This is a genomic window from Pedobacter sp., assembly GCF_965279535.1.
Classification (GTDB): domain Bacteria; phylum Bacteroidota; class Bacteroidia; order Sphingobacteriales; family Sphingobacteriaceae; genus Pedobacter.
The window spans coordinates 337,215-363,843 of record NZ_OZ257244.1 but is presented as its reverse complement, the minus strand read 5'-3'; the positions used below and the strand labels follow the sequence as shown (position 1 = coordinate 363,843).

The window sequence follows — 26,629 nt, the reverse complement described above, 5'->3', positions numbered from 1 at the left end:
TTAGTTACTACCTACAAAATTTAAGCTGCTCTTTCCTAAATCTTTCGAAGTAGCTACAGCAATTCCGCGTTGCTCTTTTTTATTTACTGCACAGTAAAAGTGATACACAATTCCTTTATGTTTCAGTACAAAAGATTTGTGTGCATATAATTCATCGTATTTTTCTGATGACTGGATCAGGTTCTCACCCTGCCAATCCGTCCAGTTAACTAGATCCTTAGAGGCTGCGAAACGGTTAAATGCGCCTTGTCTATCCTGCCAGAATGCTCCGAAATAGAACATTACCCAGGTACCATTTATCTTCTGAATGACGCCATCACCGGTAATTCCAACGGGATGATGTACAACCGGATTTCTGCCAAAACGCTTCCATTGTTTCATATCATCAGAAACAGCCATACCAATGCGCTCGTACCACCTGGTTTTCTTATTGTTAACCAGGGAATCGCCTACAGCATTGTAATACATTACAAATCGATGCCCCGTAAGCTTTTGTTTATCTTCAATTACTGTACTCTTAAACAATTTATTGCGGTTGTCCCACCAACTTACATCTGCATCGGCAGAAGTTAATACCGGTTGTGAAAGTCTTGTCCATTCTTGAACTACCGATGGTTTTCTGGTGCTATACGCCATTCCAATTGATAAGGGTTCGGTTTCATATCCTTTTTCCTTACCTCCAAAGTACGACATCCAGTATTTTCCATCGAATTGACCCAATTTATAGGTACCTCCCCAATCCGTGCTCTGTAAGGCATTGTAACCCGCTTTCTGATTATCATCCCAGTTTCCTTTGTCTTCAAACGACATCAGTTTTCCCTGGTTCTCCCATTTTAAAAGGTCTTTACTTTTAGCCAACCAGGTTTCATATCCTCTTCCGCTGTAAATTAAGTAAGTCATGTACCAGTACTTGCCTTCTTTAAATACCGTTGGGCAATCCATTTTATGGTCGTTATCCGCCGGAACCATCACCAGGCCGTACTTATAAGGTGTTTTTACTTCATGGTAAATCTCTTCCATTACTTGTGCCGACACAGGATTTTTAACTTCCTGTGCAATGGCAGAAAAAGCAAATAAAGCACTTACAATGGCTAGTGAAATTCCTTTCATATTAATTAACCTTAAATGTATAATGGCCAGAACCTACTTCAATTTTCGCTCTGCCCTGTTCATCCCTTAAGCGTTTAAAAGCCATATTAGTTTCCGCTTTAACCGTTTGGTTTGCAGATATTGGCAGATAAATATTCGCGCTTGTATTGGCCGGAATATCAACTTCTATTTCAAAGCTTCCTTTATCCTTTTTCCAATTGGTAGAGATTAAACCATAAGGCGAATTGTAACTGGTTTTAGCAGATTTCAAATCACCAACTATTTGGGGGTAAATGCGAATTTTATTAAAAGCTATACCGCTCTCTTCCTGCCCAATGCCACCCAAACCACTGTAAAACCATTCCATTAAATGACCTAACATAAAATGGTTATTAGATACGGTAGGCAATGCTGCCCACGATTCTGTTAATGCCGTTGCACCCTTTTGAATCTGCATACCATAACCTGGTACATCAGATCTGCTGTTCATATCAAAAATCACATCAGATTTACCAGCATCTTCTAAAACCCTTAACACATATCGGTAACCAATATCCCCGGCCGTTAAACTGTTCTTCCTGTCTCTGATGTCTTTCACCAGATTGTCTATCACGGCAGCTTTATCTTCATTCGCTACCAGGCCCATGAATACAGCCATGGCATTTGCAGCCTGACTGCCCGTGGCGTACTGGCTGGTTTGTGCATTAAAAAATTTATTATTAAAAGCTTTTCTGACCTCTTTAGCAAGCTGTGCATACTTTAAAGCATCAGCCTTTTTTCCTAAAAGCGTGGCAATCTTGTTCAGTATGGTTAAATCATAATAATAAATGGCGGTACCAGTAACTCCCATTGGAGTGAGCTGTGAAACGCCTGGAGGTTTTGGGCCAAGGTCGTACCAATCTCCCAAACCTTGTGATAATATGTGGTTATCGGCTTTTGTTCCAAGATAATTGATGTAGCTTTTCATCATCGGATAATAATCAATCATCGCCTGCTTATCGCCATACCACTGATAGAGATACCAGGGCATTAAAATACCACTACTTCCCCATTCTGGTGAATCCCGAAACATATCTCCTCCCCATTCAAATTTGACATATTCTGGTGCAATCTCCGGAATAAGGCCATTATCCAGTTGCGAGTTCTTCATATCCTGCAAGGCTTTTTTGAACAGGGGCGCTGCATTGTAATTGTACCTCACTGAACTGCCCATGAGGTGAAGTTCTTCCAGCCAGCCCAATTTTTCACGATGCGGACAATCAGTAAAAACACTCACCATATTACTTTTAATAGCCCAATCAATTAAATCGAAAGTTTTATTGAATAGTGTATTTGAACTTGAAAAACTACCTACCTTTTCTGCTGCATTTCGGATGTGTAAGCCCGTTAGGTTTTCAAGAACAGGAAGCGCTGAATCATTTTCTTTTCCTGCCGGTACAGCACCTTTAACCTGAACATAACGAAAACCCGTGTAGGTAAACCTCGGGCGCCATGTTTCCAGCCCCTCACCTTTTAGAATATAGCTGAAGTAAGATGGGCCACCAATATTTTTCTGCGTAACACTGCCATCTGCTTTTAGTAGCTCGGCTGGAGTAAATCGAACCGTATCGCCCTTTTTGCCACGCACTTTAATCTCTATAATAGCTGAAGCATTCTGACCAAGATCGTAAACCCAGTCTCCGTTAGCCACAGTATTAATTTGTTTCGCTGGAAAATGCTCAAATACTTTTACCGGCTCCTCTTTCTGAGCTTTAAGCACAGGGCCATCCAGCTGAAGTGAATTTTTCCATTTGTTATCGTCAAAACCCGGTAAATCCCAGCCTTTTTGTTCTAAATTGGCATTATAATCTTCCCCACCATAAATACTGGAAAAAGTAATAGCAGAAGGAGCTGTTTTCCAGGTCGGATTGCTCAAAATATCAGTTGTGGTTCCATCTGCATAGGTGATTTGCAGCCTGCAAATCAATTTAGGATAACCAAATGCTGATTTTAGCTTACGATATCGTTCCTTCACTGGTGGAACGTAATAAAATCCATTTCCCAACAATACACCAATTACATTTTCACCTTTTTTAAATTGTCTGGTTAAATCATAGGTTACATATAGAGCTTCTTTATCGTATTTTGTCCATCCGGGAGATAAAAAATCATCACTAACTTTTTGTCCGTTTAAATGCATTTCAAAATGTCCTAAACCCGAAATAAATGCCGTTGCCCGCTTAATCTCTTTGGTAATCCTGATACTTTTTCGAAACATTGGTAAGATATTGTTTGCATTAAACTTATCCTTCTTACCATCTGTTGGAAGAATGTTAACATTTGTATCTGCTAACTTTTCATAAGCAATCCATTGAGCACCTTTCCAGTCGGCCACACTCAATAACCCCATCTGCCAGAAGGCTGGCTCACTCCATGAAACCTGGTTCTGATTATCCCATACTTTAACTTTCCAATAGTAAAGTTTAGTAGCAATCAATTTCTGACCTGAATAAATTATTTGAAGAGATTGTGAAGTATTTATCTTTTTTGAATCCCAGATATTTCCTTTGTTTGCCTTTAAATCCTTTAGATTGTCGGCTACAAGGATTTGATAGGCTGTTTGAAGGACATTATATTTTTTTGACTGAATTTTCCAGTTTAGAATGGGTTGAGTGTGATCAATACCTATTGGATTGCTTTTATAATCGCAGGTTAAATCTACAATCTTAATTTGTGCCTGAAGCGTAAAGCTAGTCAGCCAAAGTCCAAAAAAGATAATAAATTTGCTCATATACTCCTTAGCGGTTAGCTAATTTTATATCATTTACGATATAAATATTTGGTTTATAATTGGTTATCAAATGCACGAAATTAATTAGAATAATTGCTCTTTTTATTCTGAATTAATTAATGTTAAACACCTGGGTCTAACATCAAGCATTAATTCAAATATAAATATTTTTTTTAAATATGAAAAGCTATATTATTGCATTAATTATTTAAATGCGTATTATGCAGATTAAGAAAGCATTTTGTATGTTTGAAATTGTAAAAAATACGCTACAACCAAATAATAAACCTATGAACGAGAAAGAATCGAAGTATCAGGCTCCTGCTTTGGATAAAGGGCTGGATATATTGGAGTATTTATCTGCACAATCTATACCGCTTTCGCAAACGGAAATTGCCGTTGGCATAGAGAAAACTCCAAATGAGATTTACAGGATGCTGATGAGTTTGGAGAGTCGCGGGTATATTTTACGGGATGAGGTTTCAGGAAAATACCGTTTGTCGTTAAAACTATTTTATCTTTCTCATCGCCACTCTCCTGTTGATGAATTGCGTAAAGCCGCACAGTTTCCACTGGAAGATCTGGCCAACAGCGTGCGTCAATCTTGCCACCTGAGTATTTTGTACATGAACCAGGTGATGGTCATTATCCATGCGAAAAGCCCCGGGCCAATTGCACTTTCTATTGAAGAAGGAAACTTATTCCCGTTACCACTTACGGCCTCTGGTAAGGTTTTATTGGCTTACATGACTGATGCTGAACGTAATAAAACCCTTAAAACCAATGCTATATTTAAGAAATATCCTAAACCTAAACAAGAAGATTTCTTTGCTTCTTTGGCGGAAATCAGGGCGAACGGTGCTTATCTGAGAACCAGTGATTTAGCTGCAGGTGTGACCGATATTTCCGTTCCGGTTGGGATAGCAAGTGATAACGGCATTATTGCCTGTTTAACTATATCTATGCTAACCGCATTGAATAACGACAAGAGCATTAACAATGAGGAGATTTTAGCTGAAGCTAATAAATGCGTTAAAAAAATTGAGCAAAGGATTGGGTTGTAAAACCCTTGGTCCGTGGCCCACGGACCAGTTCGATCAAGCTGGTCTATGATTATTTGTTATTGGTGTGTGAGCCTTCGTTAGTTTGGCAAGCTGGTCCGTGAGTCACGGACCAGGGAGGTTATAGTGTATACCTTATTCTGTACTCCTTACCTTTTTGAATCTTTATCTCGTACACACCTTTTGCAGTTTCCGTTATCTCAGCACCCGGAACATTTGGTTTAGATTTACTTTTAAATTTTAAGATACCCGTTCCTACTGCCGATTTCACTTTTATCTCTTTCTTACTGCAATACACTTCTATATCGCCATTTTGAGTGGGCACTTTACCTTCCATCCAGGCCAGACCGCCCAAATTGGGCTCAATGGTATAGGTTTCGTAACCTGGTTGAGCTGGCTGAACACCTAAATAATACCTTCCTAACAAATAAATAGGGCTGGCACCCCAGGCATGACACAAACTTTTCCCAAATGGCCTGCCATACATGGCCAAATGTTCTGTTCCTTTTTTATCCGGATTATACTCCTCCCAAAACGAGGTTGCGCCAAGCTTTAACATGCCACCCCAATAGCTTTTCATTTCTTTTAGTACGTACGATTGCTCACCCATGGCACATAATGCCTCTAATTCATAAAAACGCATATAAGGTGTGGTAATCTTAGCAACAGTATTATTCAAGAGGACATTCTTTTTTACCCCTTGCTTTTGATCAGCTGTAAAATAATCGAAGAAGATACCAAACATGTTAGCATAGCGCGTAACATTATCTGTAGGCTTCCCTTCTATTCTGCTGTGCACCAAAGCTTGTTTACTGGCATCCCAGTAAAGATCAAAAAGCTTCTTTTTTAAGGCCTTGGCTTGCTGATCATATTTAGCAGCACCATCGGCATCATTGGCTAATTTAGCGCAAAGCGACATGGTTTCTAAGCTCCTGGCATACAAAAGCTGTTCAAAGCTAACTTCTCCCTCTTTGCTCAATTTATCAGCCCAGTCGATAAAAATCCAATCTCCCGGCATCCATTCCAACAATCCATCTTTGTTCTTTCGTCCATCAATGTAAGTCATTAATGATTGCATTCGGGGGTAAATATCCTGTACAAATTTCTGATCGCCCGTAAACTTATAATAATCGTAAATTCCTAAAAACCAATAAAAAGAATAATCCATAATGGTATTGATGTGCGCCGTTACCGGATCTTTTCCCCGCTGTGCCCAAAGTGTTCTTTTAACCGTTTCCGCATCAAAAAAAGAATAATAATTCATCAGGTAGCTTTGGTAGGCATCTCCAGACCAAACCCATCTGTCGCGCTTAATACCGTCGATAAAGAATTCACGGGTATTGAGGTGGAAGGTATATTTGGCTACATCGTAAATCTTATTCAATTCTTCATCAGAAGATTTAAAACTACCCTTTTCTGTTACAGGTGCGTACTCATATAACATAGAGATGGAATCTGCTGCTGCAGAACCCTCAAACTGGGCATTTACATATCTAAAGGCTTTAGAAAGTGGCATAACAGAGTCTTTTTTCCCTGATAAATCAAGATCGAGGTAATCCAGTGTTTCGCATTTCTCTGTAGATAAAGCCTCTTCGCGCGACTCACCATAATAGATACTCATCTTGCCTTTCCCCCTCAATCCGTGTACTTTGATAAAACCAAAGGTTTCTTTTCCAAAATCCAGTAAAGTTCCCTTGTTTGTTTTCTCTGTTTTAACTGCAGTATGAGGTGTAACAGGTAATTTAAAGGCTGAAGGTGCGATTAAAGGATCTGTAAAATGCCATGATCCAGCCGAAACAAATGTTGTTCCCGATTTATCTGAAGTTTTGCCACTGGCATCAATCCACTCCTTATCTTCGAAAGTGCTCAGCCAGGTTTCATCCGAGACAACGGTTTTTCCTTGAACAAAAATAGCAGGAACATGCGCCTGATTATAGACTTTTAAGCTCAATTTATGCTTTCCGGCGGGGATTTGAATGGTTTTCGGGAATCCTGTCATGGCCTGACCATCTATTTTAACATTATATGTGCCTTCCACATACAACTTTACCTCTTCTGGTTGAGCCAGATTAAATTCCTTGTGAAAATCTACCAGCACATAATGGCTATCCATTTTCCAGAATACGGGAAAAAAGGAACCCCTTTCGGTTCTTCTGTTCTGCATCACATTGCTCATGTAGATATCAAAATCGCCCGGGTACCAGATCCATGAAGCTTTTTGAGCTTGTACCTGATCTATAAATAAACTTGCTGCGAGTGCCAGAAGAAGGCAAATCCTATGTTTCATAATCAATTTTAATGTCCGTTAAAAAATAGATAAAGTAAAACCATTACAATGGCTAATGCAATCCAGGAAATCCAGACGGTTCGATCAGGTTTCTCAATATTGGCTTCGTGTTCTTCATTAACCTGATAAACGCTTGGTGAGCGATCGAGCATCGAAATAACCACAGCCAGAAACAATAGAACCACAAAAATCAAGAAGGAAAGAATGAGGTAGTGTGGCCAGAAGTTGTATTTATCCGGAGGTAAAATCCATAAATAAGTAATACCGACAGCCAGACTAAAAACAGAACCAATAGAAAGGGTGAAATTTACAGCCTTTCTGGTTGTACGTTTCCAAAAAACAGTTAACAAAAATACTACTGAGAGTGGTGGCGCAATAAATCCTAACACCGATTGAAAAACATCAAAAAGGTTTAAACCTTTAATGTTATCAATAGCCAGCACAACAATTACGGCAAAGATACAACCTGCAATAACGGCCATACGTCCTACCTTCACAATTTGCTGGTTACTCGCTGTGGGATTGAACTTCTTTACATATACATCCATGGTAAAAACTGTACTCAGGGAATTGAGTGAAGAGCCGATTGTGCCTACCAAAACCGCAATTAGTACAACAATCACTAAACCATTCATTCCAGGCGGAAAAAGATTCGTAACCATGGTCATATAGGCCTCATTAGGGTCTTTTAAATTTGGGAAAAGTACATAACATAATATCCCGGTTAGGATAAACAAAGGCAGTGAAAGAATTTTTAACCAGCCAATAAAACTCACGCCCAACTGTCCCTGCTTTAGATTCTTTGCGCCAAGTACTGATTGTACCATTGACTGATCGGTACAGAAGAAAGCGACCGCGGCAACCGGATAACCCAATAAAATGGCATACCAGGGGTATTTTGGATCGCTTGCCGGTTGAACTAAGTTCCAGAAATGTGAAGGCGTTTTGTGGTATAATTCAGAAACACCCCCTACCTTATACAATCCCAATATGGTTAGTGAAAGCGATACCGCGATCAACAAAATCATCTGAAACACATTTACTTTGGCAATGGCTTTTAATCCGCCGAAAAAGGTAAACAAACCTGCAAAGGCAACCAATACGGTAACCGATTGCCACATGGGAATGCCTAAAATCTGGCGAACAAGGAAGCCTCCTGCGAATAACCCTAAAGATAACCAGGAGATCAAAATTTTAACCAGGGCATACCAGGCTAATATATTCTGGGTTGAATCACCGTAACGATTTCCCATAAACTCTGGCATGGTGCTAACCTTTGCAGCCAGGTATTTCGGTGCAAAAACGATGGCGAGCAGGAATAAAAAGATAAAGGCATACCAATCAAAATTTACGGCCACAATACCCGTACTGTACCCAATACTGGCGAAAGCCAGTAACATAGAGGGTCCAACATTGGTTCCCCACATATTAAAGCCAATACTGGCCCAGCCTAAAGATTTATTCGCCAGAAAGAGATTTTCGTCCTTTTTTTCTCCCTTCGAAAAGCTGGCTTTGTAACCAATGAATACCAGTATAATGACATAAGCTGCCACGATTAAGTAATCTAAATTGGTTAAACGTTCTATTATGTTTCCCATTAGTTATCATTTGACCCATGGCCTGTGCTTCACCGACCATTTAATTTTTATGCAAACCCATGATCCGCGACTTACGAACCATCAATACTATTATATTTGGTTTATTGCCAGTCCCTTAGTTCACGAACTGTTTAATTTTATACCGATCCATGGTCCGTGTCTCACGGACCATTAAATACTATTAACTACTTTACATTTTGCTGGTCCGTGGCTCAGGAACCATTTTATATTATTATAATTAGTTTATCGCTGGTCCGTGAGCCACGGACCAGTGGTATTATAAGCCAATTGATTCCCTGGTAATACTATTTGCTTTCAAGATTTCATCAATTTTCACAGGTAGTCCTGTTTCTAAAGATTTATCCATCGCCTGCAGCAAAGCCACAGTTCCAATGCCTTCCTTTAAATCGGGGTAAGCTGTAAAGTTGTTATTGATGCTATCGGCAAAGTAATCCAGGTAGTTTTGATACTCCCCGGCATGGTGGCTTTGACCTTCAAAACGGAAATAATGTTTCAATGTTGAATCTCCCCAACGGATGATCCGTTCTTCGCCTGTATTGTCTGTTATGGCGTAGCGCAACTCATGATAATCGGCCTGGCTGGCGCCTTCAGTACCCCTTAAAATACAAGACATGCCGCTGTCTCGGGCTGTTGGCTGTGTTGGACCAGTGTATGCGCCACTTACCCGGGCAATCCTTCCATCTTTAGCTTTGAAAATAAAATGCATGGTATCCTGGTTTTTCAAACCAGCACTTTTCCCATTGCTGCTTAGCATTCCATAGCCCATTACCTCTTCAATGTCAGGCAGATACCAACGTATAAAATCAGCCGGATGGCTTAAACCTCCATATAACCATTTAAAAGATTGTTTTAGCGACCAGCCTTTTTCTAAAAACCAACGGTGATCGGCGTGATAATGACTTTCTATAGTAATCAAATCTCCGATTAATCCTGCTTCAAAATCTTTTCTTTGTCTCATTGCGGGTTCGAAAAAGCGGGAACTTTGTCCAACAAAAATCTTTTTCCTGGATTTTTTACTTAATTCGAGCAGCTCATTGGCCTGTGATAAATCATCAATAAAGGGCTTGGTACACACTACATGTTTTCCATGCAGCAAGGCCTGTTTGATGTGTTCAAAATGGAGGTGATCGGGCGTATAAATCGCAATCATATCAATTTTGTCACTGGTTAACATATCTTCATAATTTGTTGTCCAGTTTTGAAAATCAAATTCTAATGCGCGTTCCTCGCAAAGTTTTTTATTGGCATCGCAAATCTGAATCAATTTGAATTTTCTACTCGATAATGATGCAGAAATGGTGCTTCTGCCCTCTCCTAATCCCAGGATCCCTAATCTTAACATGGTCATATTTTTTCTAAGCGTTTTATGGTTAGTCTAATGGTTTAAAGAAAACCCAAACCTCATCGGGTTTTGTTCCTGCAATGCCTTCCTGATATTTTTTCATCAGTGCATTCCATTCCGCTACTTTTGGGTTGTTTTCTGTGGTTTTCGGATTAAGCTCATCTAAGCTTTTTCCTTTAGGTATACTGATGATCAGCATTAATTGCCTGTCGTTTTTATAAATCACCAATTGCTGAAATGATGCGTTGCAGAAACCTTTGGAAAGTTCGGGCCATTTGTCGAATTGTGTTTTATGATAATCGAGGTATTCGGATTGCAGCTTTTTATCTTTGACCAGATTAGCAGACAAAATAATATTGTCCCATTCTTTAACAGGTTCCTGTCCGCAATTCAGTTTCCTGTTGAAATTGTAAATCTGATTATCATAAAGTTTAATGGTGGTCGCATTCAAGCGTTTCAATGTCTGCTGTAAACTTTCAACTTTTAAACTGGAAGTATAAACCACGAGGCGATTGCTCCAGTTGTAAATATCTTTGGTTTTAAGGTTATTCTCTTCAGCAAAGGTTTTTAAGGTTGCCAAACCGGGGATGCTATCAGCATGGAAGATTAACTCGAAAACGACAGGTTTTTCTATTGCAGTATTAATTCCTCTTTTCGAAGGAGTTGATTTATTTTTAAGCAGGTATTGGTAAGATGATCTTAGCCCTGCATTCTTTTTAATACTTGCAGAAACACCCGGGCCATTGTCTTTCCATAAATTATCGGGCCCATTGGCATTTTGCAGGTATTTTTCATGGGGAGTCCAGTTATCTTTAATGGTAAAACCGGAAGAGCCTTCGTCTGTATAAAGATAAAACCAATGCTCAGGAAGGTGGGCATATGGTGCTCTGTAAATGCTGTCGATTACATTTTCAGTAATTTGGGAACCCGGTTGTGCTGAAAGGGTGTAAATACCTGCCACATCATACATATGCTTGCCGTAATGATGGATTTTGTTTCCCTGGATGATGTTATTAGCCATTACATTCTTAGTTTTGGTCCAGCCCCAGCCCATGCTAATCCCTGAATAGGAAACATCGCAAATTTCGTTGTGAAGAATCTTCAGGCCATTTACATATCCTGCCCCAATGCCCACTGCGCCCCAATCCTCATTGGTTACATCTGTAATCAGATTATTTTCAATCGTGTTATCCTTTGATACGACTCTTAAATCTTTGGGTAGATATGGCAAATGTACTTCTGTAGATTCATCTGAGAATGTACCTATTAAAATCCCGGAGCCACCAATATCTTTAAATAAATTACCTTTAATGGTGTTGTTATGGGTACCTTTTCCATAATCCAATCCAGTTGAAGCATGGTGTTCAAAGCTGCAGGACTCGAAACTGATATGATTTCCATATTGGATTTCAATTGCTGCAGCAGGTCGGCCTACCCAGGCCTGATTTTCCAATGTCTTTTTATCAGCTGTGCCCGGCACCTGAAGTTTATAGGCATCGAGCATGTACATGCCTGCCTGATGTGGTACATGCCCCTGTTTCGCCGGCCTTAACCAGCTGCTGTGCTGGAAGGAAATACCCTTAAATGCGATATGAGCTACCTGATGATCAATATCTCCTTCTACCTTAAGTAACTGCTCTAGAACGGGTGCAATAACAGTCGCAATTTTTAAATTCTCTGTGGCTTTTGGCCAATAATAAAGTTTATGATTTTTGAGGTCCTCAAACCATTCTCCGGGTTGATCTAAAAATTGAATGGAATTATACAAGTTAAAAGCAGAGTTCCCTGTTTCCTGAGAGATCCAGGGGGCCGGCCATGGGTGTTCCGACTGGATTCTGCTTTCAGGCTGCATAAATCGCAATTCAAGGGTTTTACCGGCTATTTTTGCTGATTTTACCCTTAAATTGGCTATTGCCCACCACTGGTGAATCAGCATTTCCATGCTGCTGCTTTGGTTGAGATTAATGTTATGCGGTAACGGAATGGTACAGGTTTCTTTTTCGGCATTCCAGGATAAAATTCTACCCATTTGATCACCATTAAAATACTTTGCATTGGTGGCTTTTTCACCATCGATCCAAAGTTGTCTGAAGAGTAAATCCGCAGCGCCATCATTGGGGATATCGGCCACCCAAACCTTGCCCACTGCTTTTTGCGCTAAGCCAGGTACTCTACCAACAACTTTTTTCCAGCCGCTAATCTTCGTTCCCCCACTAAAAATTACCTTTTCATTAGCCTGAGCTATGATTTCTGTAGGGCTATCCGCAGTTCCTGCATCCTCAGGACGTATTATAACCGGTTCATCCAGTTTGTAGAAACCCTTTTTGATGATAATCCGTATTCCGCCCTTTATGGCAGGGTCATTTAAACGACGCAGCTCCCGGGCTTTTCGCAATGCACCATGTAAAGAGGCAAAAGGCTTTTCTTTAACACCTGTATTGGTATCAGCACCATCTATTGAAATGTAAATATCTATCGCTGCAACCTGAAGGCACAATAAATTCATCAACAATAAAAGCGTAATACTTAATCTCTTCATCTTAAAGGGTTACCTGGCTTGAAAAATGGTTTTGAGGTACGTCGTGTTGGCCGTAAAGTTTCTTTTCACATCTGTTGGTGTTTTGGCATCTCTTGATCTTTCGACAACAAGCCATCCTTTCCAACCCATATCATCTAGTGTGTTTTTAACCTCATTCAAATTGATTTTAGGATCATTCTGAAGCCAGACACCGTCTTCATTTGTGCTATGAATCTGAATGATGTGCTTACTGCCTAAAATTCTCAGTTCCTGGTGCAAATCCCGTCCGTTTTTTAAAGCATTGGAAAAATTGAAATAACTCTTCACAGCTTTACATCCAACTTCCTGAAGCAATGCTAATTCTCCTTTTGCATCTAAAGCGCTTTCAATCCCGATTACAATCCCCAAACTTGAGGCCATTTTACCAGCCACTTTGAGTCTTTCAACAATGGCTCCCCGAAGCTCCGGATATTTTATCAGGTCACCCTGAATACCTAATGGAAGAAAAACAACTTTTACACCCATGGCTTTTGCAGTATCCAGGCAATCCTGAATCATCTTTTGATAAGTTGGCCGGGTGGCAAATGATTGCGCATAAAATCCAGTCATGGCGAGCGAACAAATCTCAATGTTCAAGGCTTTAGCCTGATCCAGAAATTGTTGACGTATAATTGGGTCTGCCAGTTTGCTATCAAAGGTTTCCCGGTTACCCAAGCCACCCATATCCAGTTCTAATCCATCTGCACCAATTTCTTTAGCCAATGTAAATGCACTTAATTTCTGACGTTTCAGAATCATGAGATCAATTACTGCCACCTTATAGCGTTGCTTTCTTTCGGCAGCAAATATCGCTTGATTACTCAGGCATAAACTACCTGTGATCAAAGCCAACTGACCAATAAAACGTCTTCTATTTTGATTTAACTCCATTAGGCTATTTACTTGTTTTTGAATAGAATAACTTTTCCAGCTGTTCAAATCCCATTACTGCATGTTTAGGCAATTTTTCGCCCTTATCACCAAAAACATATAACGCATTTTCTTTTTCAATGGTTACTTTGCGCTCGTCATAACGGCCTGATTTATCTTTTACGGCAGCTGCATTAAGTTTGAAATACTTAATCAGGAAATCATACAGTGCAATTCGCTTATTGATACCGAAATCGTGTTTTTCCTCTGGAAGGTGAACATTTTCAACTTTATCTTTTACGCCATAATAGGCGTACATTTTTTGCAGGTAGGGAAAGTCGTGTTGAGGTGTATGTGCAGTCCAGTCGCTTCCGTCAGATACAATTAATTGTGGGTTTGGTGCGGCCATTGCTGCAAGTTCAACATTATCTGTACCCCCTGCGCATTGATGAATCGGCATACCACTCTCGCAAGGGCAGCCTCCATAAAAATAAGAAGACATGGCTACTACCGGAGCGCTTAACTTAATTCTTTCGTCCATTGCCGCCATGAGTACTGTATGACTTCCACCACCAGAACCACCACTGATGCCTATACGGCTTTTATCGGTTTCTTTTAAAGATGATACATAATCCAGAATCCGAATGCCACCTAAAGTTTGAATGGTTTGAGCCAGGCTCCTTCTGTGATCTTCGTACTTGAATTGAAGCTGAGATTCGCCCCAGGCGAACAGATCGTAACTAAAAGCCATGGCACCCATTCGGGCAATCATGGCGCAGCGGGTTTGGCAATCTGCACGATAACGCTGTTTTTCCCAATGTCCATCAGGACTTAACACTACAGGCACTTTCCCTTTAATATTTAATGGCTTGTAAAGTGAACCATTGATCCATACGCCCGGCAAAATTTCGATTGCTATGTTTTCGACGGTGTAACCGTCCATTTGCCTTTTAGGGGTAATGATGGGTTTTGATGCAGGTGATGCTGGCAAGGGATCAAGCAATAAAGCCTTATAAAGTTCAGGTCTGATTTGTGCTTTACGTTTTTCCCAGCTGGATTGATCAGTATATTTTGTAGCTAAGCTATCTAAGTAATTCCAGCCATCCTGAACTTCCCAGCGATAATATTCGTACTCTTTAAGTTTATAAAGACCTGGCTTTTCTTTATTAACCTTCATATCCAAAGGCGTTAAGATATTGTCCAGCGTTTCATCAACATTGCCACGAAACCTCCAGTCGGCATAATTAACCCATTTATCTTTAACCTGAGGGTCAGCGTATTTAATTTTAATGTTAAACCTGGTTTCTACATCTTTTAAAACCTGTAAAAGTGGTTTTTTATATTGATTATCGGTATTTTGGGTTTGAGCAATGAGGTTGGTACTGAGGAACATTGAAACACAACCTATCCAAAATACGTCCTTGCGAAGTCTGGGCCGAGCAAACTGAAGCAATCTATTCCAGTATTTGATATCAATCATTCCTTATGGGGTTTATTTGTATTATTAGTTTTTTATACTCTCTCGTTATTGCGAAGCCTTGCAGACCGCGCGCTTTGTCATTCAGAACGCAGTGAAGAATCCCGCCCAATCATCAGACTATGTTCAATCAACGCTCATCGCCATTCCAAAACAGACTCTTCGTCCCTCAGAATGACAGTGTTGGCTATCCTTTTTCATTCAGAACGCAGTGAAGAATCTCTTCCCAAAGAACATCATTCTCCTGGTTCTTCATTCTTGGTTTCCGAAATTACGGGAGCCGTATAGCCTTTCAAACCTGGCCATACACCATTTTTAATTTTCTTCAACTTCAGTTTGGAAGGATCTACCACAACATGTTTGATCTTTTCCCTTCTCCAGGTATAAATAAAATGCAGCATGCCATCCGAAGTTTGAATTACCGCCGGATAAGAATACTGGCTTATAGGCGAATCTTCTAAAATCAGTGCTGCCGACCAGTTTTTCCCATCCTTAGAAACAGACACATTTAATGGTGTCCTTGCTCCTTTTGCCAGATCACCCGGGGGCAAAACATGGTTATATACCAATACCTGACGACCATCTTTCATGGTCACTGCATCCGTTCCTGAGTTATTGTTAGGCAATGAAGTTTTAGTTAATGGCGACCAGGTTTCTCCGTTATCAGTAGACCACGATTCAACAACCGCTCTATTTGCGGTTCTGGCTAAAATCTGAAGTTTACCCTTGCCATACTGCAAAATACTGGGTTGAATAGCTTTTATTCCATTTTCAGGAAGAGGCCCAACCACTCTCCAGGTTTTTCCGTTATCATTGGTTACTTCAAAATGAATTTTCCAGCCATTACCTTCTTTACTGGAAGGGGCAAAAAGATTCCCATTACTGAGCAATACCGGCTTGTTTTTCACCGGGCCAATGTTACCATCTGGTAATTTGGTCGCTTCAGACCAGGTTATTCCCCCGTCCTTAGATGTTCTCATCATACCCCACCATTCTGATGGCTTTGGTCCAATTTTATAAAAAAGTAATAAATCTCCACCGGGAACCTGATACAAAACAGGATTCCATGTTGGTAGTCTTTTACCATCAGGCTGAATGCCATTGGCCACCGAAACAGGTGCCAGCCATTTTCCATCTACATATCTGCTGATGTAAATCTCCACATCGGGATGGCGCTCTTTAGTGCCTCCGAAAAACGATGCCACCAAACCCTTTGGTGTTTCTGCGATAGTTGCTGAGTGACAGGAAGGAAAAGGAGCTTTCTCATACAGAAACTCTTGCTTCACTATCCCTGTCTGCCACTTTTCTACCTGTGCCTGTGCTCCGGTTAAGGTTACAACAAGCAACCCAATTGTGATGTATATTTTGCTTTTAATCATTGTTTATTGAGATGTGAGACCTGAGATTTGAAATATGAGAGCTGTGATTTGAGCTACTTTCTTGATGCCTATTTCTATTCCCATTACCTGTTTTCTAATTTTGCTTTCCTTCTTTTGCTTTTTTCGCTTTCTCTTCTTTGATTTTCTTCGTGTAGGCACTGTACAGCGCTCGCCAGCTCCGTCCGTTGTTATTTAACAATTGCTCGGACTTTGTTTTATAGATCTCGAAAATTGCAGAGATCTCCTTCATATTTTTATAATCTACCGCCTGCTCTCTTGCTTGTTTTAAAAAACCAAGAATCTTTGCTTCCTCATCTGCTGTTAAATCAGGAACGATTGCTTTGTAACCCTGCATTGTGAAAGCCACCTTCCCAATCGTGTATTTATCCAAAATGATTTCTACTTGCTCAGGACTTAAATTTTTATTTAAGCCATTCATCAAATCCTGATGCACGGTAGCCGGCATTGCAGAATCAGCAATAATTTGTCGGTCTAACTCCGAAAGCTTATTACCGGTAACCGGATTCATGCCTGCCGGAACCGTTGATGAAGGATGTTGGTTGTGCCAATCTCTAACTGTAACCAGGTGTACGGCTACAACTTGTTCTACAGCCGTTTTCTTTGCTGCATCACTCAGGTTTAAGGCTGCAACATACTCCCTGGCTTTATCCAGAATTTCTCCCGGAATCACGATGTCTGTTGTTTGGCTAAATGAGCTAACTGAACTCATCAGCAGCATGCTCATTAAAATAGGTTTTAAAAACTTTTTCATCATCTCGATTTATATTGGTTATTATAAATGTTTTAAGCCATTCCGGTTATATTAATGCTTACTGTTTACTTCGAACGAATAATTTCCCGAACCTAACTCGTATATCACCCGGTTATTCTCTAGTTTGATAAACTTTAATTCTTTTTGACCCACTAATTTCTCTACCACCTCATCCCTTTTACTTGCTGGCACATAAACCAGTGCTGTTGTATTGGCAGGGATACTAATATCCCATTTAAACTGCGCTGATGTTTTATAGTAGCTGCTGCTGATTTCACCATAAGCACAATGATAACTGGCCTTAACCCTGTCTAATCCGTCAATCAGTTCCGGTTTCATTTTAATATTTTCAAATGCAGGGCCTCCTGCTTTAATTCCTGCCAGATTCTCATAATACCAGATCAATAAATCGCCTAACATCATCACGTGGTTTTGGGAATTCATTTTTGGATCAGCTGTATTTCCATTCCACAACTCCCAAATGGTTGTCGCACCATGATCAATCATATAGCCCCAGCTTGGATAGGTTTTCTGAGTGGCAATGGTATAAGCCAAATCAGGCCGGCCATAATCGTTTAAGCAACGCATTAGCCACTGTACACCTACTAAACCATTACTTAAGTGGCCCTTATTCGTGACTTCAATGGTGTAAGCAATATTTTTAAAAACTTGCTCAACATTCTCCCGTGGTACCATTCCGAAGTAAAGCGGAATAATATTATCTGTTAGTGCATTAACACCATAGTAACCTTTTTCATTATAGAACTTTTTATGAAAAGCTGATTTAATTTGACCAGCCAGTGTTTCAAACTCTTTATAATCTATCTCATTACCTGTTACTTTGCTAAACTGCATCATCAGTTCCATAAAATGATAGTAGTAAGCTGTTGAGATCAATTCAGAAGGATATTTTTTATCTGCACTTTTACCTCTACCAGCCTCAATCGTGATGGGTGGCATACACCAGTCGCCATAACTGTCTTTGGTTAAAATGTAGTCTTTCATGTATCGGTCTTGCATGTAAGACAACCATTTCTTCATTGCAGGGTAGTTATCACGAATGGCAGATTCATCACCGGTTTGATTGTACAGCATTTCTGCAACCAGTAACATGGTACCAGGCCAACTCATGTTATCGCTATAGTAACGCCAAAAGGCAGGAGCCACATCTGGAATGGCACCATCCTCTTTTTGCGCGTACCTGATATCCTGCAGCCATTTTGCATAAAAGCGACCGTTATCGAATAAAAAATTCTCTCCATGGGCCACTGCACCTCTATCTCCTAACCAGGGCTGACGTTCATTGCGTTGCGGGCAATCCAGTGGAATACCTTTATAATTTCCGGCTATTCCCCACCATGCATTTTTGAAAATCTGATTAAGCAAAGGGTTAGCACTTTCGAAAGTGCCGACTGTTTTCATGTTATCGTAAATCATTTTGCCAAGAAAATCATTTACTGTAGGTGTATAGTTATAGCCACTTAATTCTACATACCTAAAGCCCCGATAAACAAATGTGGGTTCCCAGGTTTCAGTTGCAGTGCCTTTTAAGGTGTATAAATCAGTGCATTTGGCATCCCGCAGGTTTGCTGTAAAAAGCGTTCCGTTATCTTGCAGTGATTCTGCAAACCGCAATTTAATTTGCTGGCCTTTTTGTCCTTTTACTTTAATTTGCAACCATCCCACTATGTTCTGCCCCATATCCAGGATATAGCTTCCACCGGGCATCTTTTTTACCGAAACTGGTTTTAGGGTATTCATTACCCTTATATTTTCGTTCATCTGGGCTTGATAGGTTCCGGTAGGTTCCTGCACAAACTCGGCCTTTAGCCATTTGGCATCATCAAAACCCACTTTGTTCCAGCCAGTCATTTCTTTGGTCGCATCATACTCCTCACCATCGTATTCATTGTTAGTTCGGATAGGGCCATCGGCAGTGCCGTTCCAGCTGTTATCGCTATCTATGTTTGCCGTTGATCCGTCTGTATACACAACATGAATGTTCAGCAGCATTTTAGGAAAGCCGAATGTTTTAATTTTGTAAGGTTTGTTATGTTGTCGCATAGCAAAGAAACGACCGTTTCCTAAAATTGCCCCAACTACATTTTTACCTTCCTGAATATAGTTGGTTACATCTAAGGTATTGTATTTCACGTTCTGCGTATAGTCTGTAGCGGTTGGCGTTAACACATCTTCCCCTACCTTTTTACCATTGATATACAATTCATATAAGCCTAATCCTATGATAGATGCAGTAGCATATTTAATCTTTTTATTGCTCTGAAATTCCTTTCTAAAATACCGGGCGGATAATCTCGAATCTGTCTTAATGTTATCCCATGGAAAAGCTCGATCGAAACCAATCCAACCTTTTGGCCAGTCTTTATAATACAACAAGCCCATGGTAAATGTATTGGGTTCAGACCAATTGCTTTCACCAGCGTTTGTCCATATTTTAACTTTCCAATAAGCCCGCATGCGACTTTGCAATTTAGTGCCGTTATACCTGACATGAATGGATTGTTGTCCATTCACTTTCTCTGAGTTCCACAAATCGCCATCATTTGCATTCAGTTTCTCCAGGCTTGATGCTACTAATATTTGATAAGCCTTTTGCTTAACATTATGCTGATTGCTCAGTATTTCCCAGCTTAATCTTGGCTGAGTCACATCAATCCCCATTGGATTAACCAGCATTTCGCAGGTGGTATGCTGCAAAGTAACCTGAGCCACCAATTTTTGAAAAGGTAGCAGGTAAATGCTGATAATCGCTATGTAGATTTTTATTTTCATTTATTTATTTTTCAATACCCAATCAGGTTTCTCAGGTGGTTATACCACTATTTTCCATTTCTTTCTGAACCGCTAAAATCAAAATACAAAGTCATATCCAAAGCTCTTGATGGTTCCTTATCAAAATCGTAGAAAACATGCTTCATCCCCATTGGTCCGGTTGTTTCTGGCTTTTGTGTCTTCGTTCCTATAGCTGATATTCCATTCATAAATGAAATATCGCCATTCGGAAATGTAGGGCTCATATTGTCATACTCTGTATCTTTAGATTTCTTCGGCGTAAATAGTCTTAGAAAAACATCCTCCCTATCTGTTACCACTTTAAAATTCTGGGTTTTGCCCATAAATTCGCACCAGTACATATTAGCATAATAGCCCTTAAATTCAGGATATTCCCAGGGAGCTTCACCTGTTGCCGAATTGTTGTAATCCTTTTGCCAGATTCCAAACTGGTTACCTTTCATCCTGTTCTTCCAAACACGATATGGCCCATTTCCTTTATAATTTACACTTTTTATTTCTGATTCCGGATATGAAAAATTCAATCCCACGAAGGTGGTAAAGTAAGCTGAAGGAAAGTATTTAACCTGCATTTTTAACCATCCTGAGGGATAAACAGTCCATTCAAGGGTATTATAACTGGCTTTTTTATCAAATTTGGAAGAAATAACCAGATTTTGTCCATCCATTTTATAACTGAAACCTTTAAAATTGTTTTCGCCTTCCTGTAGAATTGGTCCATTGCTGAAAGGTATAATTCCTTTAGCATTCTTCGCTGTTTTGAGTAATCCGCTATTCTTATCAAAAGTCAGGTTAATACCATTCGCTGTTACTTCGTAGTTCGAACCATTTTCATTAATAGTTACCTTTGCCGATGCCTCTTTAAGGACAATCTTTGCAGCGTCATCCTGAGGTAATGCAATTGGGAAACTCCAGGTAAATAATTCCTGGCCATCTGGCGATTTAGCCGTTAGGTATAAGGCATCAAAACTTCTCCAATCTTTAGGCAGGTTAACCTGCAGTTTGCCTTTTTCGAATGGTTTGACATGAGGCGATTCGATCTTGCCGCTTTTATAAACAACATCATCTTTAGCCGATTTGAAAGTGCTGAGTTTCCAGCTGAAACTACATTGGTTCAGATTTGTAAAGGCATATCTGTTCTCCACCTGAAAAGATCCGTCAAAACCAGCAGTCATTTCCCGTCGTTCTACAAATACCGGGCTCCAGACTTCCTTTATGGTATAAAAACTACCTTCTTTTTCATGATATGGCCCCACAATTCCATCTGGGCCATGATTCCCGTCGGTATCCAATTCGCCGTTTTTATCGGTACGTACTACCCCCTGATCGGCAAAATCCCAAAGGAAACCACCTGCAGAAAGCGGGTTGTTCCACATCGCGTTCCAATAATCTTCAATACCCGCACCATGTCCGCCATCAAACATGCCATGCAAAAACTCTGTAGGCATTAAAATGTTGTGGCCATGATCATAATTACCAATTCCATAGTTGAATTCGCGGTAATGTGTGGTTTCAAATCCACCAAAAACCTCCCAAGGGTGAATCACCGGACGCTTTTGAATATCTTCTTCAGGAAATAAATGGTCTAATTCCCGATTGTGACCGCCTTCGTTTCCATTAGCCCAGAAAATAATGGAGGGATGATTTTCATCATTCAACATCATCTCTTTAAGCAGTTTAGTCCCTGTTGGCGTATTATATGTGCCGTGCCATCCCGCAAGCTCATCCATTACAAATAAGCCTAATGAATCGCAAACATCCAGAAAATGTCCATCTGGCGGATAATGAGACATCCGAACGGCATTCATATTCATTTCTTTCATGAGTAGAACATCGGCAATGCTGATTTTTTTACTCGTTGTTCTTCCAGATTTGGGATAAAATGAATGTCGGTTAACTCCCTTAAATTTCATTTTAACGCCATTTACATAAAGTCCATCACGTTCTCGTAGCTCAATGGTTCTGAACCCTATGTTTTTCGCAATCTGATGAACTTCCTTTCCATTCTTAAACAGGGTAAAAGTTGCCTTATACAAATTGGGAAACTCTGAAGACCAAACCGCTGGCTGATTAAATTGATTATTCAAGGCAAGCTTCTTTGTTCCTTTTACGATATTAGCACTGAATTTATTCCCAAAGCGCTTTCCGTCTTTTCCGGTAAGGCTTACCTCAACTTTATCGGCATCACCAACGAAAGCAAGGTTGGCCATAAAATTTCCATCTGCTTTGGCATCGATCTGAACCCGTTCAATATGCGTTTGTGGTAGAGATTCTAAATAAACTGGTCTGAAAATACCGCCAAATATCCAAAAATCGGCCTTTCTTTCGGCTTCATTAACGGATTGATTAGCAGAATGTTTAGAAACCTTCACTTCAAGTAAATTATCAGACCCTATTCTGATCAGTTTGGAAATATCATATCTAAATACATAAAATGATCCCTGATGGATTTCTCCTGCCAGCTTTCCATTGATTTTTACTTCGGTATCTGTCATTGATCCTTCAAAAACGATATTAACCTTTCGGCTTTTCCAATCTGCAGGAACTTTAAAATTGTATTTGTATAAGCCTTGTTCTTTACCTTTGTTGGCTTCTTTGTTAAATCCGTAATTATACTGACCAAAACCTTGTAATTCCCAGTTTGAGGGTACAGGAATGGTTGTCCATTTACCAGAGTTTGCGCCTGCTGTGCAGAAAAAATCCCAGTTAACCGTTTGATCATTACCTGTTCCAGACAGATACATTTTTTCAGTTTGCTGGGCTTTAACAAGGCCAAACACCGGAAGTAAACACAAGAAGAGTATAAATCTGCGTTTCATTAATGAGGTTTAAATTGATTGGTTAAGGGATTATCTGTTCTAAAGGGTAGTGCTGGTAAACCATCACTTAAGAAAGTACCTGCAGGGTTTTCTGTCCAGTTGTAGCGAACCGCTACAGGCTTTTTGATTCCTTCGGCAGAGACTACTACTTTGCCATTCCGGATTTTTGCCAGGGCTTTTACGAAGTGACCATCTTCGCCTGCTACGGTAAATCCATCAAGCACAGTGGAACTGGCCTTCAGCTGCTCAAATTCTAAAACTGCATCATTTCCGTTAAACGATACCGATTTATAAATGGGCCCTGAATAGCTTATCTTTTGATTGTAGGTTTTTGCTAAAGCCCAAAGTGCCAATCGTCTGCCTACTTCCCATTTATAAGTGGGGTGGAGATCTTCATTTGAATCGGTTAGATCGTTAGTTGAAATCATTCCAGTATTTGGTAACCGTAACAGCTGCGTTTGTGCTTCCCAAAATTGGGGTTCGGTATCTTCTGTTAAAACGACTTTACCTTTGGTTTTCGAATAATTAAAGGGTGCGATCTGAACGTAGTAGAATGGCAGGTCTCCTTCATTCCAGGCTTTACGCCAGCTGTTAATCAAAACCTTCATCTTATTTGAATAGCTTAAGGTTTCATTCAAAAAGCAATTGGTTTCACCCTGGTACCAGAGAAAACCGCGTATTTTAAATGGCGTTAATGGCTCAATCATGGGGGTGTAAAACTTACCCGGATCATTGCCTACTTTTTCGTTTTTAAACTCATCAGCTGTCCGGAATGCTTCATTTGAAATCCAGGGCTCAATAGCACTTCCGGGAATTGCAGCAGAAATAACCCCTACCGGAACACCCAACTTTTGCTGGATTTCTTTAGCAAAGAAATAACCTACAGCAGAAAATGCCCGCAAGGCCGAATCCCGTGCTACACTCCAACTTTTGTGAATGGAATCTGGCTTGATCAGCGTTTTTCTATTCACAAGGAAGATTCTGATCTGATCATTTTTGGCCTTTGCAACCTCGTCTGAAGGAAAACCCAGTTTTTCATTTTTAGGTTTTGGAATTTTAGCCAGTTTGCGCATGGCATACTCCATGTTAGATTGACCAGAACATACCCAAACTTCTCCTACGAGAATGTTGGAGAGGATAATCTGGTTTGATCCGGAAATCGTCATCTTTTGCGCTTTCCAGGATGTTTTCAATGGACTTAGCTGAACGCTCCAATGGCCTGATTGATCTGTAACTGCTTTCTGCAACTGGCCTGCAAAACTGACGGTAACCGGCTCACCTGCAGCAGCGAAACCCCAAATATTAATAGTTTTATCGCGTTGCAACACCATGTTACTCGATATTATTTGCGGCAACAGGATTTTAGCATCAGCCGTTAAAGTTAGGCAGAGCAATAAAGTAAAACTCAAATATTTGATCAGGTTCATCATCTAAAATCCTTCGGTTTTTAAATATTTAATGCTGTAAATGGCTTCTTTTGCTGATTCACCTGCATTTGGCAAATCGTAAGTTTGATCGGCCGGTGTATCCACGTCTGGAAAGCGTCGCACATCGCCCGTGCGGAAAACAACTCTTGAAACTTCTGCTACCGGCTGAAAAGCTAAACTGGTTAATACTTCTTTACCATTAACGGTGATGGTATAAAATCTGGTAAAGGCATCTAATTTCAGTTTGATGTCGTAAGTTTCACCAGCAGTGTACTTCATGAAGTTCTTGTAACGGGCGCCGGCTTTCGCGCTAATCGTACCTGCAGTATCGAATGTTAACCTTACCGAGGCCATTCCTTTTGCGTCTTGTAATTCAATTTCAAGCAGCCCATGATCGTTTTGTTTTGGAGTTACGGAAAATGTAGTAATGACTTTTCGTACGGCCGGGAACAATCTTTCAGCCTTGGCGTAATCAAATGGATCTTTATCTTTTAAAACTAAGGTTCCGTTCTCCACTTTAACCGGTGCCCAAAGCGGACTGTAAGTATTCCAAAGTTCCAGTTCTTTCCCTTTAGCGAGTTTGCCAAAATCATCATTTACATGCTGACTTGCCTTTTCGTTTACTGGTAATGGGATTGAAGAAACCCAAATATCTTCTTTGTTCATGCTGTAGGTTACCCATAACTTTCCGTCAGCCGGTTTTCCATTTCCTTCTTCTATTCCACGCACGTATTGTGGGCCATAAGATTTATAATTTCCACCGTAGCGCATGGGTGTAATTTCTCCGTTAACCAATAAGAGATTGGTATATTCCAAGCCATTTTTACTGGTAGAAATTGCTAGTGGCCACCTGTATTCTGAAGGATTATATACCGTGGCGTAGTTTCCATCAGCAGTTTTTTGTCCCCAGATTTTAGCATTGCTGTTTACAAAACCAGGTGCGCGACTAGCATTTTCAGGCCAGCTTTTACCATTGTCGTTGCTAATTGCTGTAAGGGCATTTTTCCATAAACCCACCACTCTTCCGTCAGGTAAGTGATAATAACAGAAAGCCTTGTATTGCTTCTGTAAGGTGATTAACGGATCTTTTCTATCCGCTTCTTCGTTCCATTGCTGAGTCATTAACTTATTACCTAACAACTCCTTACAGGCCTCAACAAAAGCTTTGCTTTTACTTCGTGTATATAACGGATAGCGGGTATTTTTTTCTGAATAGCCAGGGTTATAATGAATAAAATAGATTGGTCCATACGTACCATCAGCTTTAATCTCTCTTACTGCTCTGCCGATACCGTTTCCATCGTTGGGATCGTCTTTTGCATCGAAACTGATGGCATAAAAACCCAGCACCAAAAAAACATTCCTGGTCGATACATAAAAACCCATACGCTGATGCATTACGGCATCCAGATCTTTTGCTACATCAGTCCTGCCTGCTTTCGTTGTTCCATCAGCGATTCTGTAAACTGGAAAAATTACCTCGGGTTTGGTCCAGGTGTAACCGTCCTTAGATGATTGCAATAATGTTTGCCCGGGAGGAATGCTCTCTCCCACTTTATCGCTTAAATATTCCACATAAAACTTATTGTTCCAATAGGCCAACATAGGTGCATGGTTGTAAGTCCAGCCAAAGTTTTCAGCCAATTCAGGATGCTCTCTGTTTGCCCTGAAAGTTTGAATACTGTGAACACCCATAACCGGCGACAACTGCCCATGATGATAATCGGCATTTACCAACGTTTTACCTGTGTAGCGCACGGTGTCTTGTGCCTTGACTGATGATATAGCCAAAACAGACAGGAACAATATATATTTAGTTAATTTCATATTAAGTTTTTTAGTCAGTTACTATGGTCTGAGCTTGTCCTTCGACAGGCTCAGGATGACACCCGCACGTAAGATGACATTTTTAATTTTTCCTTCCTCATCATGTCAGTCTGAGCTTGTCGAAGACCTATCAATAGTCGAAAACAATATGTCCTTCGACAGGCTCAGGATGACATCGTGCGTAGGATGACATTTTCTATTTCTCCTTCCTCAACATGTCAGTCTGAGCTTGTCGAAGACCTATCAATAGTCGAAGACTATATCCTTCGACAGGCTCAGGATGACATCGCAACACGCTCAGGATGACATCGTGCGTAGGATGATATTTTTAATTTTTCCTTTCTCATCATGTCAGTCTGAGCTTGTCGAAGACCTATCAATAGTCGAAGACTATATCCTTCGACAGGCTCAGGATGACATCGCAACACGCTCAGGATGACATCGTGCGTAGGATGATATTTTTAATTTTTCCTTTCTCATCATGTCAGTCTGAGCTTGTCGAAGACCTATCAACAGTCG

Annotated in this window: 15 protein-coding genes; 1 reads left to right on the top strand and 14 read right to left on the bottom strand. The window is 40.3% G+C overall.

Annotated features, from left to right (window positions below; all coding sequences use genetic code 11):
* Complete coding sequence (locus ACQY77_RS01175) at positions 1 to 1,110, bottom strand: glycosylase (RefSeq protein ID WP_421939820.1); 1,110 nt, start codon at positions 1,108 to 1,110, stop codon at positions 1 to 3.
* Between the two features lies 1 nt (position 1,111).
* Positions 1,112 to 3,859, bottom strand: a complete 2,748-nt coding sequence (locus ACQY77_RS01170) for a family 78 glycoside hydrolase catalytic domain (protein ID WP_421939821.1) — start codon at positions 3,857 to 3,859, stop codon at positions 1,112 to 1,114.
* A 290-nt stretch (positions 3,860 to 4,149) separates the two neighbouring features.
* Between ACQY77_RS01170 and ACQY77_RS01165 the strand changes: the two genes are divergently transcribed.
* On the top strand, positions 4,150 to 4,923 hold the full coding sequence (locus ACQY77_RS01165; RefSeq protein ID WP_421939822.1) for an IclR family transcriptional regulator: 774 nt from the start codon (positions 4,150 to 4,152) through the stop codon (positions 4,921 to 4,923).
* Positions 4,924 to 5,041: 118 nt separating this feature from the next.
* Here ACQY77_RS01165 and ACQY77_RS01160 read toward each other — a convergent pair whose 3' ends face one another.
* The 12 genes from ACQY77_RS01160 to ACQY77_RS01105 all read right to left on the bottom strand — a co-directional run bounded on the left by ACQY77_RS01160 (position 5,042) and on the right by ACQY77_RS01105 (position 26,110).
* Positions 5,042 to 7,207: an amylo-alpha-1,6-glucosidase gene (locus tag ACQY77_RS01160; protein ID WP_421939823.1), complete on the bottom strand. Its 2,166-nt coding sequence runs from the start codon at positions 7,205 to 7,207 to the stop codon at positions 5,042 to 5,044.
* 8 nt (positions 7,208 to 7,215) lie between these two features.
* Complete coding sequence (locus tag ACQY77_RS01155; RefSeq protein WP_421939824.1) at positions 7,216 to 8,805, bottom strand: sodium:solute symporter family transporter; 1,590 nt, start codon at positions 8,803 to 8,805, stop codon at positions 7,216 to 7,218.
* Between the two features lie 277 nt (positions 8,806 to 9,082).
* Complete coding sequence (locus ACQY77_RS01150) at positions 9,083 to 10,174, bottom strand: Gfo/Idh/MocA family protein (RefSeq protein ID WP_428430116.1); 1,092 nt, start codon at positions 10,172 to 10,174, stop codon at positions 9,083 to 9,085.
* A gap of 22 nt (positions 10,175 to 10,196) precedes the next feature.
* A complete protein-coding gene (locus ACQY77_RS01145) occupies positions 10,197 to 12,707 on the bottom strand; it encodes an L-rhamnose mutarotase (protein ID WP_421939826.1) in 2,511 nt (836 codons plus the stop codon).
* A gap of 9 nt (positions 12,708 to 12,716) precedes the next feature.
* A complete protein-coding gene (locus ACQY77_RS01140) occupies positions 12,717 to 13,616 on the bottom strand; it encodes a sugar phosphate isomerase/epimerase family protein (RefSeq protein ID WP_421939827.1) in 900 nt (299 codons plus the stop codon).
* Between the two features lie 4 nt (positions 13,617 to 13,620).
* Complete coding sequence (locus ACQY77_RS01135) at positions 13,621 to 15,075, bottom strand: DUF4974 domain-containing protein (protein WP_421939828.1); 1,455 nt, start codon at positions 15,073 to 15,075, stop codon at positions 13,621 to 13,623.
* Between the two features lie 233 nt (positions 15,076 to 15,308).
* The gene (locus tag ACQY77_RS01130) at positions 15,309 to 16,451 is read right to left on the bottom strand and encodes a sialidase family protein (RefSeq protein WP_421939829.1); all 1,143 of its coding nucleotides are present in this window, start codon (positions 16,449 to 16,451) and stop codon (positions 15,309 to 15,311) included.
* A gap of 94 nt (positions 16,452 to 16,545) precedes the next feature.
* Positions 16,546 to 17,226 carry a DUF3826 domain-containing protein gene (locus ACQY77_RS01125; protein ID WP_421939830.1) on the bottom strand — a complete coding sequence of 227 codons (681 nt, stop codon included), beginning with the start codon at positions 17,224 to 17,226 and terminating at the stop codon, positions 16,546 to 16,548.
* Between the two features lie 48 nt (positions 17,227 to 17,274).
* Complete coding sequence (locus tag ACQY77_RS01120; protein WP_421939831.1) at positions 17,275 to 20,016, bottom strand: family 78 glycoside hydrolase catalytic domain; 2,742 nt, start codon at positions 20,014 to 20,016, stop codon at positions 17,275 to 17,277.
* Between the two features lie 47 nt (positions 20,017 to 20,063).
* Positions 20,064 to 22,856: a glycoside hydrolase family 2 TIM barrel-domain containing protein gene (locus tag ACQY77_RS01115; RefSeq protein ID WP_421939832.1), complete on the bottom strand. Its 2,793-nt coding sequence runs from the start codon at positions 22,854 to 22,856 to the stop codon at positions 20,064 to 20,066.
* Positions 22,856 to 24,286 (bottom strand): sialate O-acetylesterase, encoded by a 1,431-nt coding sequence (locus ACQY77_RS01110; RefSeq protein ID WP_421939833.1) that lies wholly within the window; start codon positions 24,284 to 24,286, stop codon positions 22,856 to 22,858. Before ACQY77_RS01110 ends, ACQY77_RS01115 begins: the two co-directional genes overlap by 1 nt.
* Positions 24,287 to 26,110, bottom strand: a complete 1,824-nt coding sequence (locus tag ACQY77_RS01105; RefSeq protein ID WP_421939834.1) for a six-hairpin glycosidase — start codon at positions 26,108 to 26,110, stop codon at positions 24,287 to 24,289. It lies immediately after the preceding gene.
* Between the last annotated feature and the right edge of the window lie 519 nt (positions 26,111 to 26,629).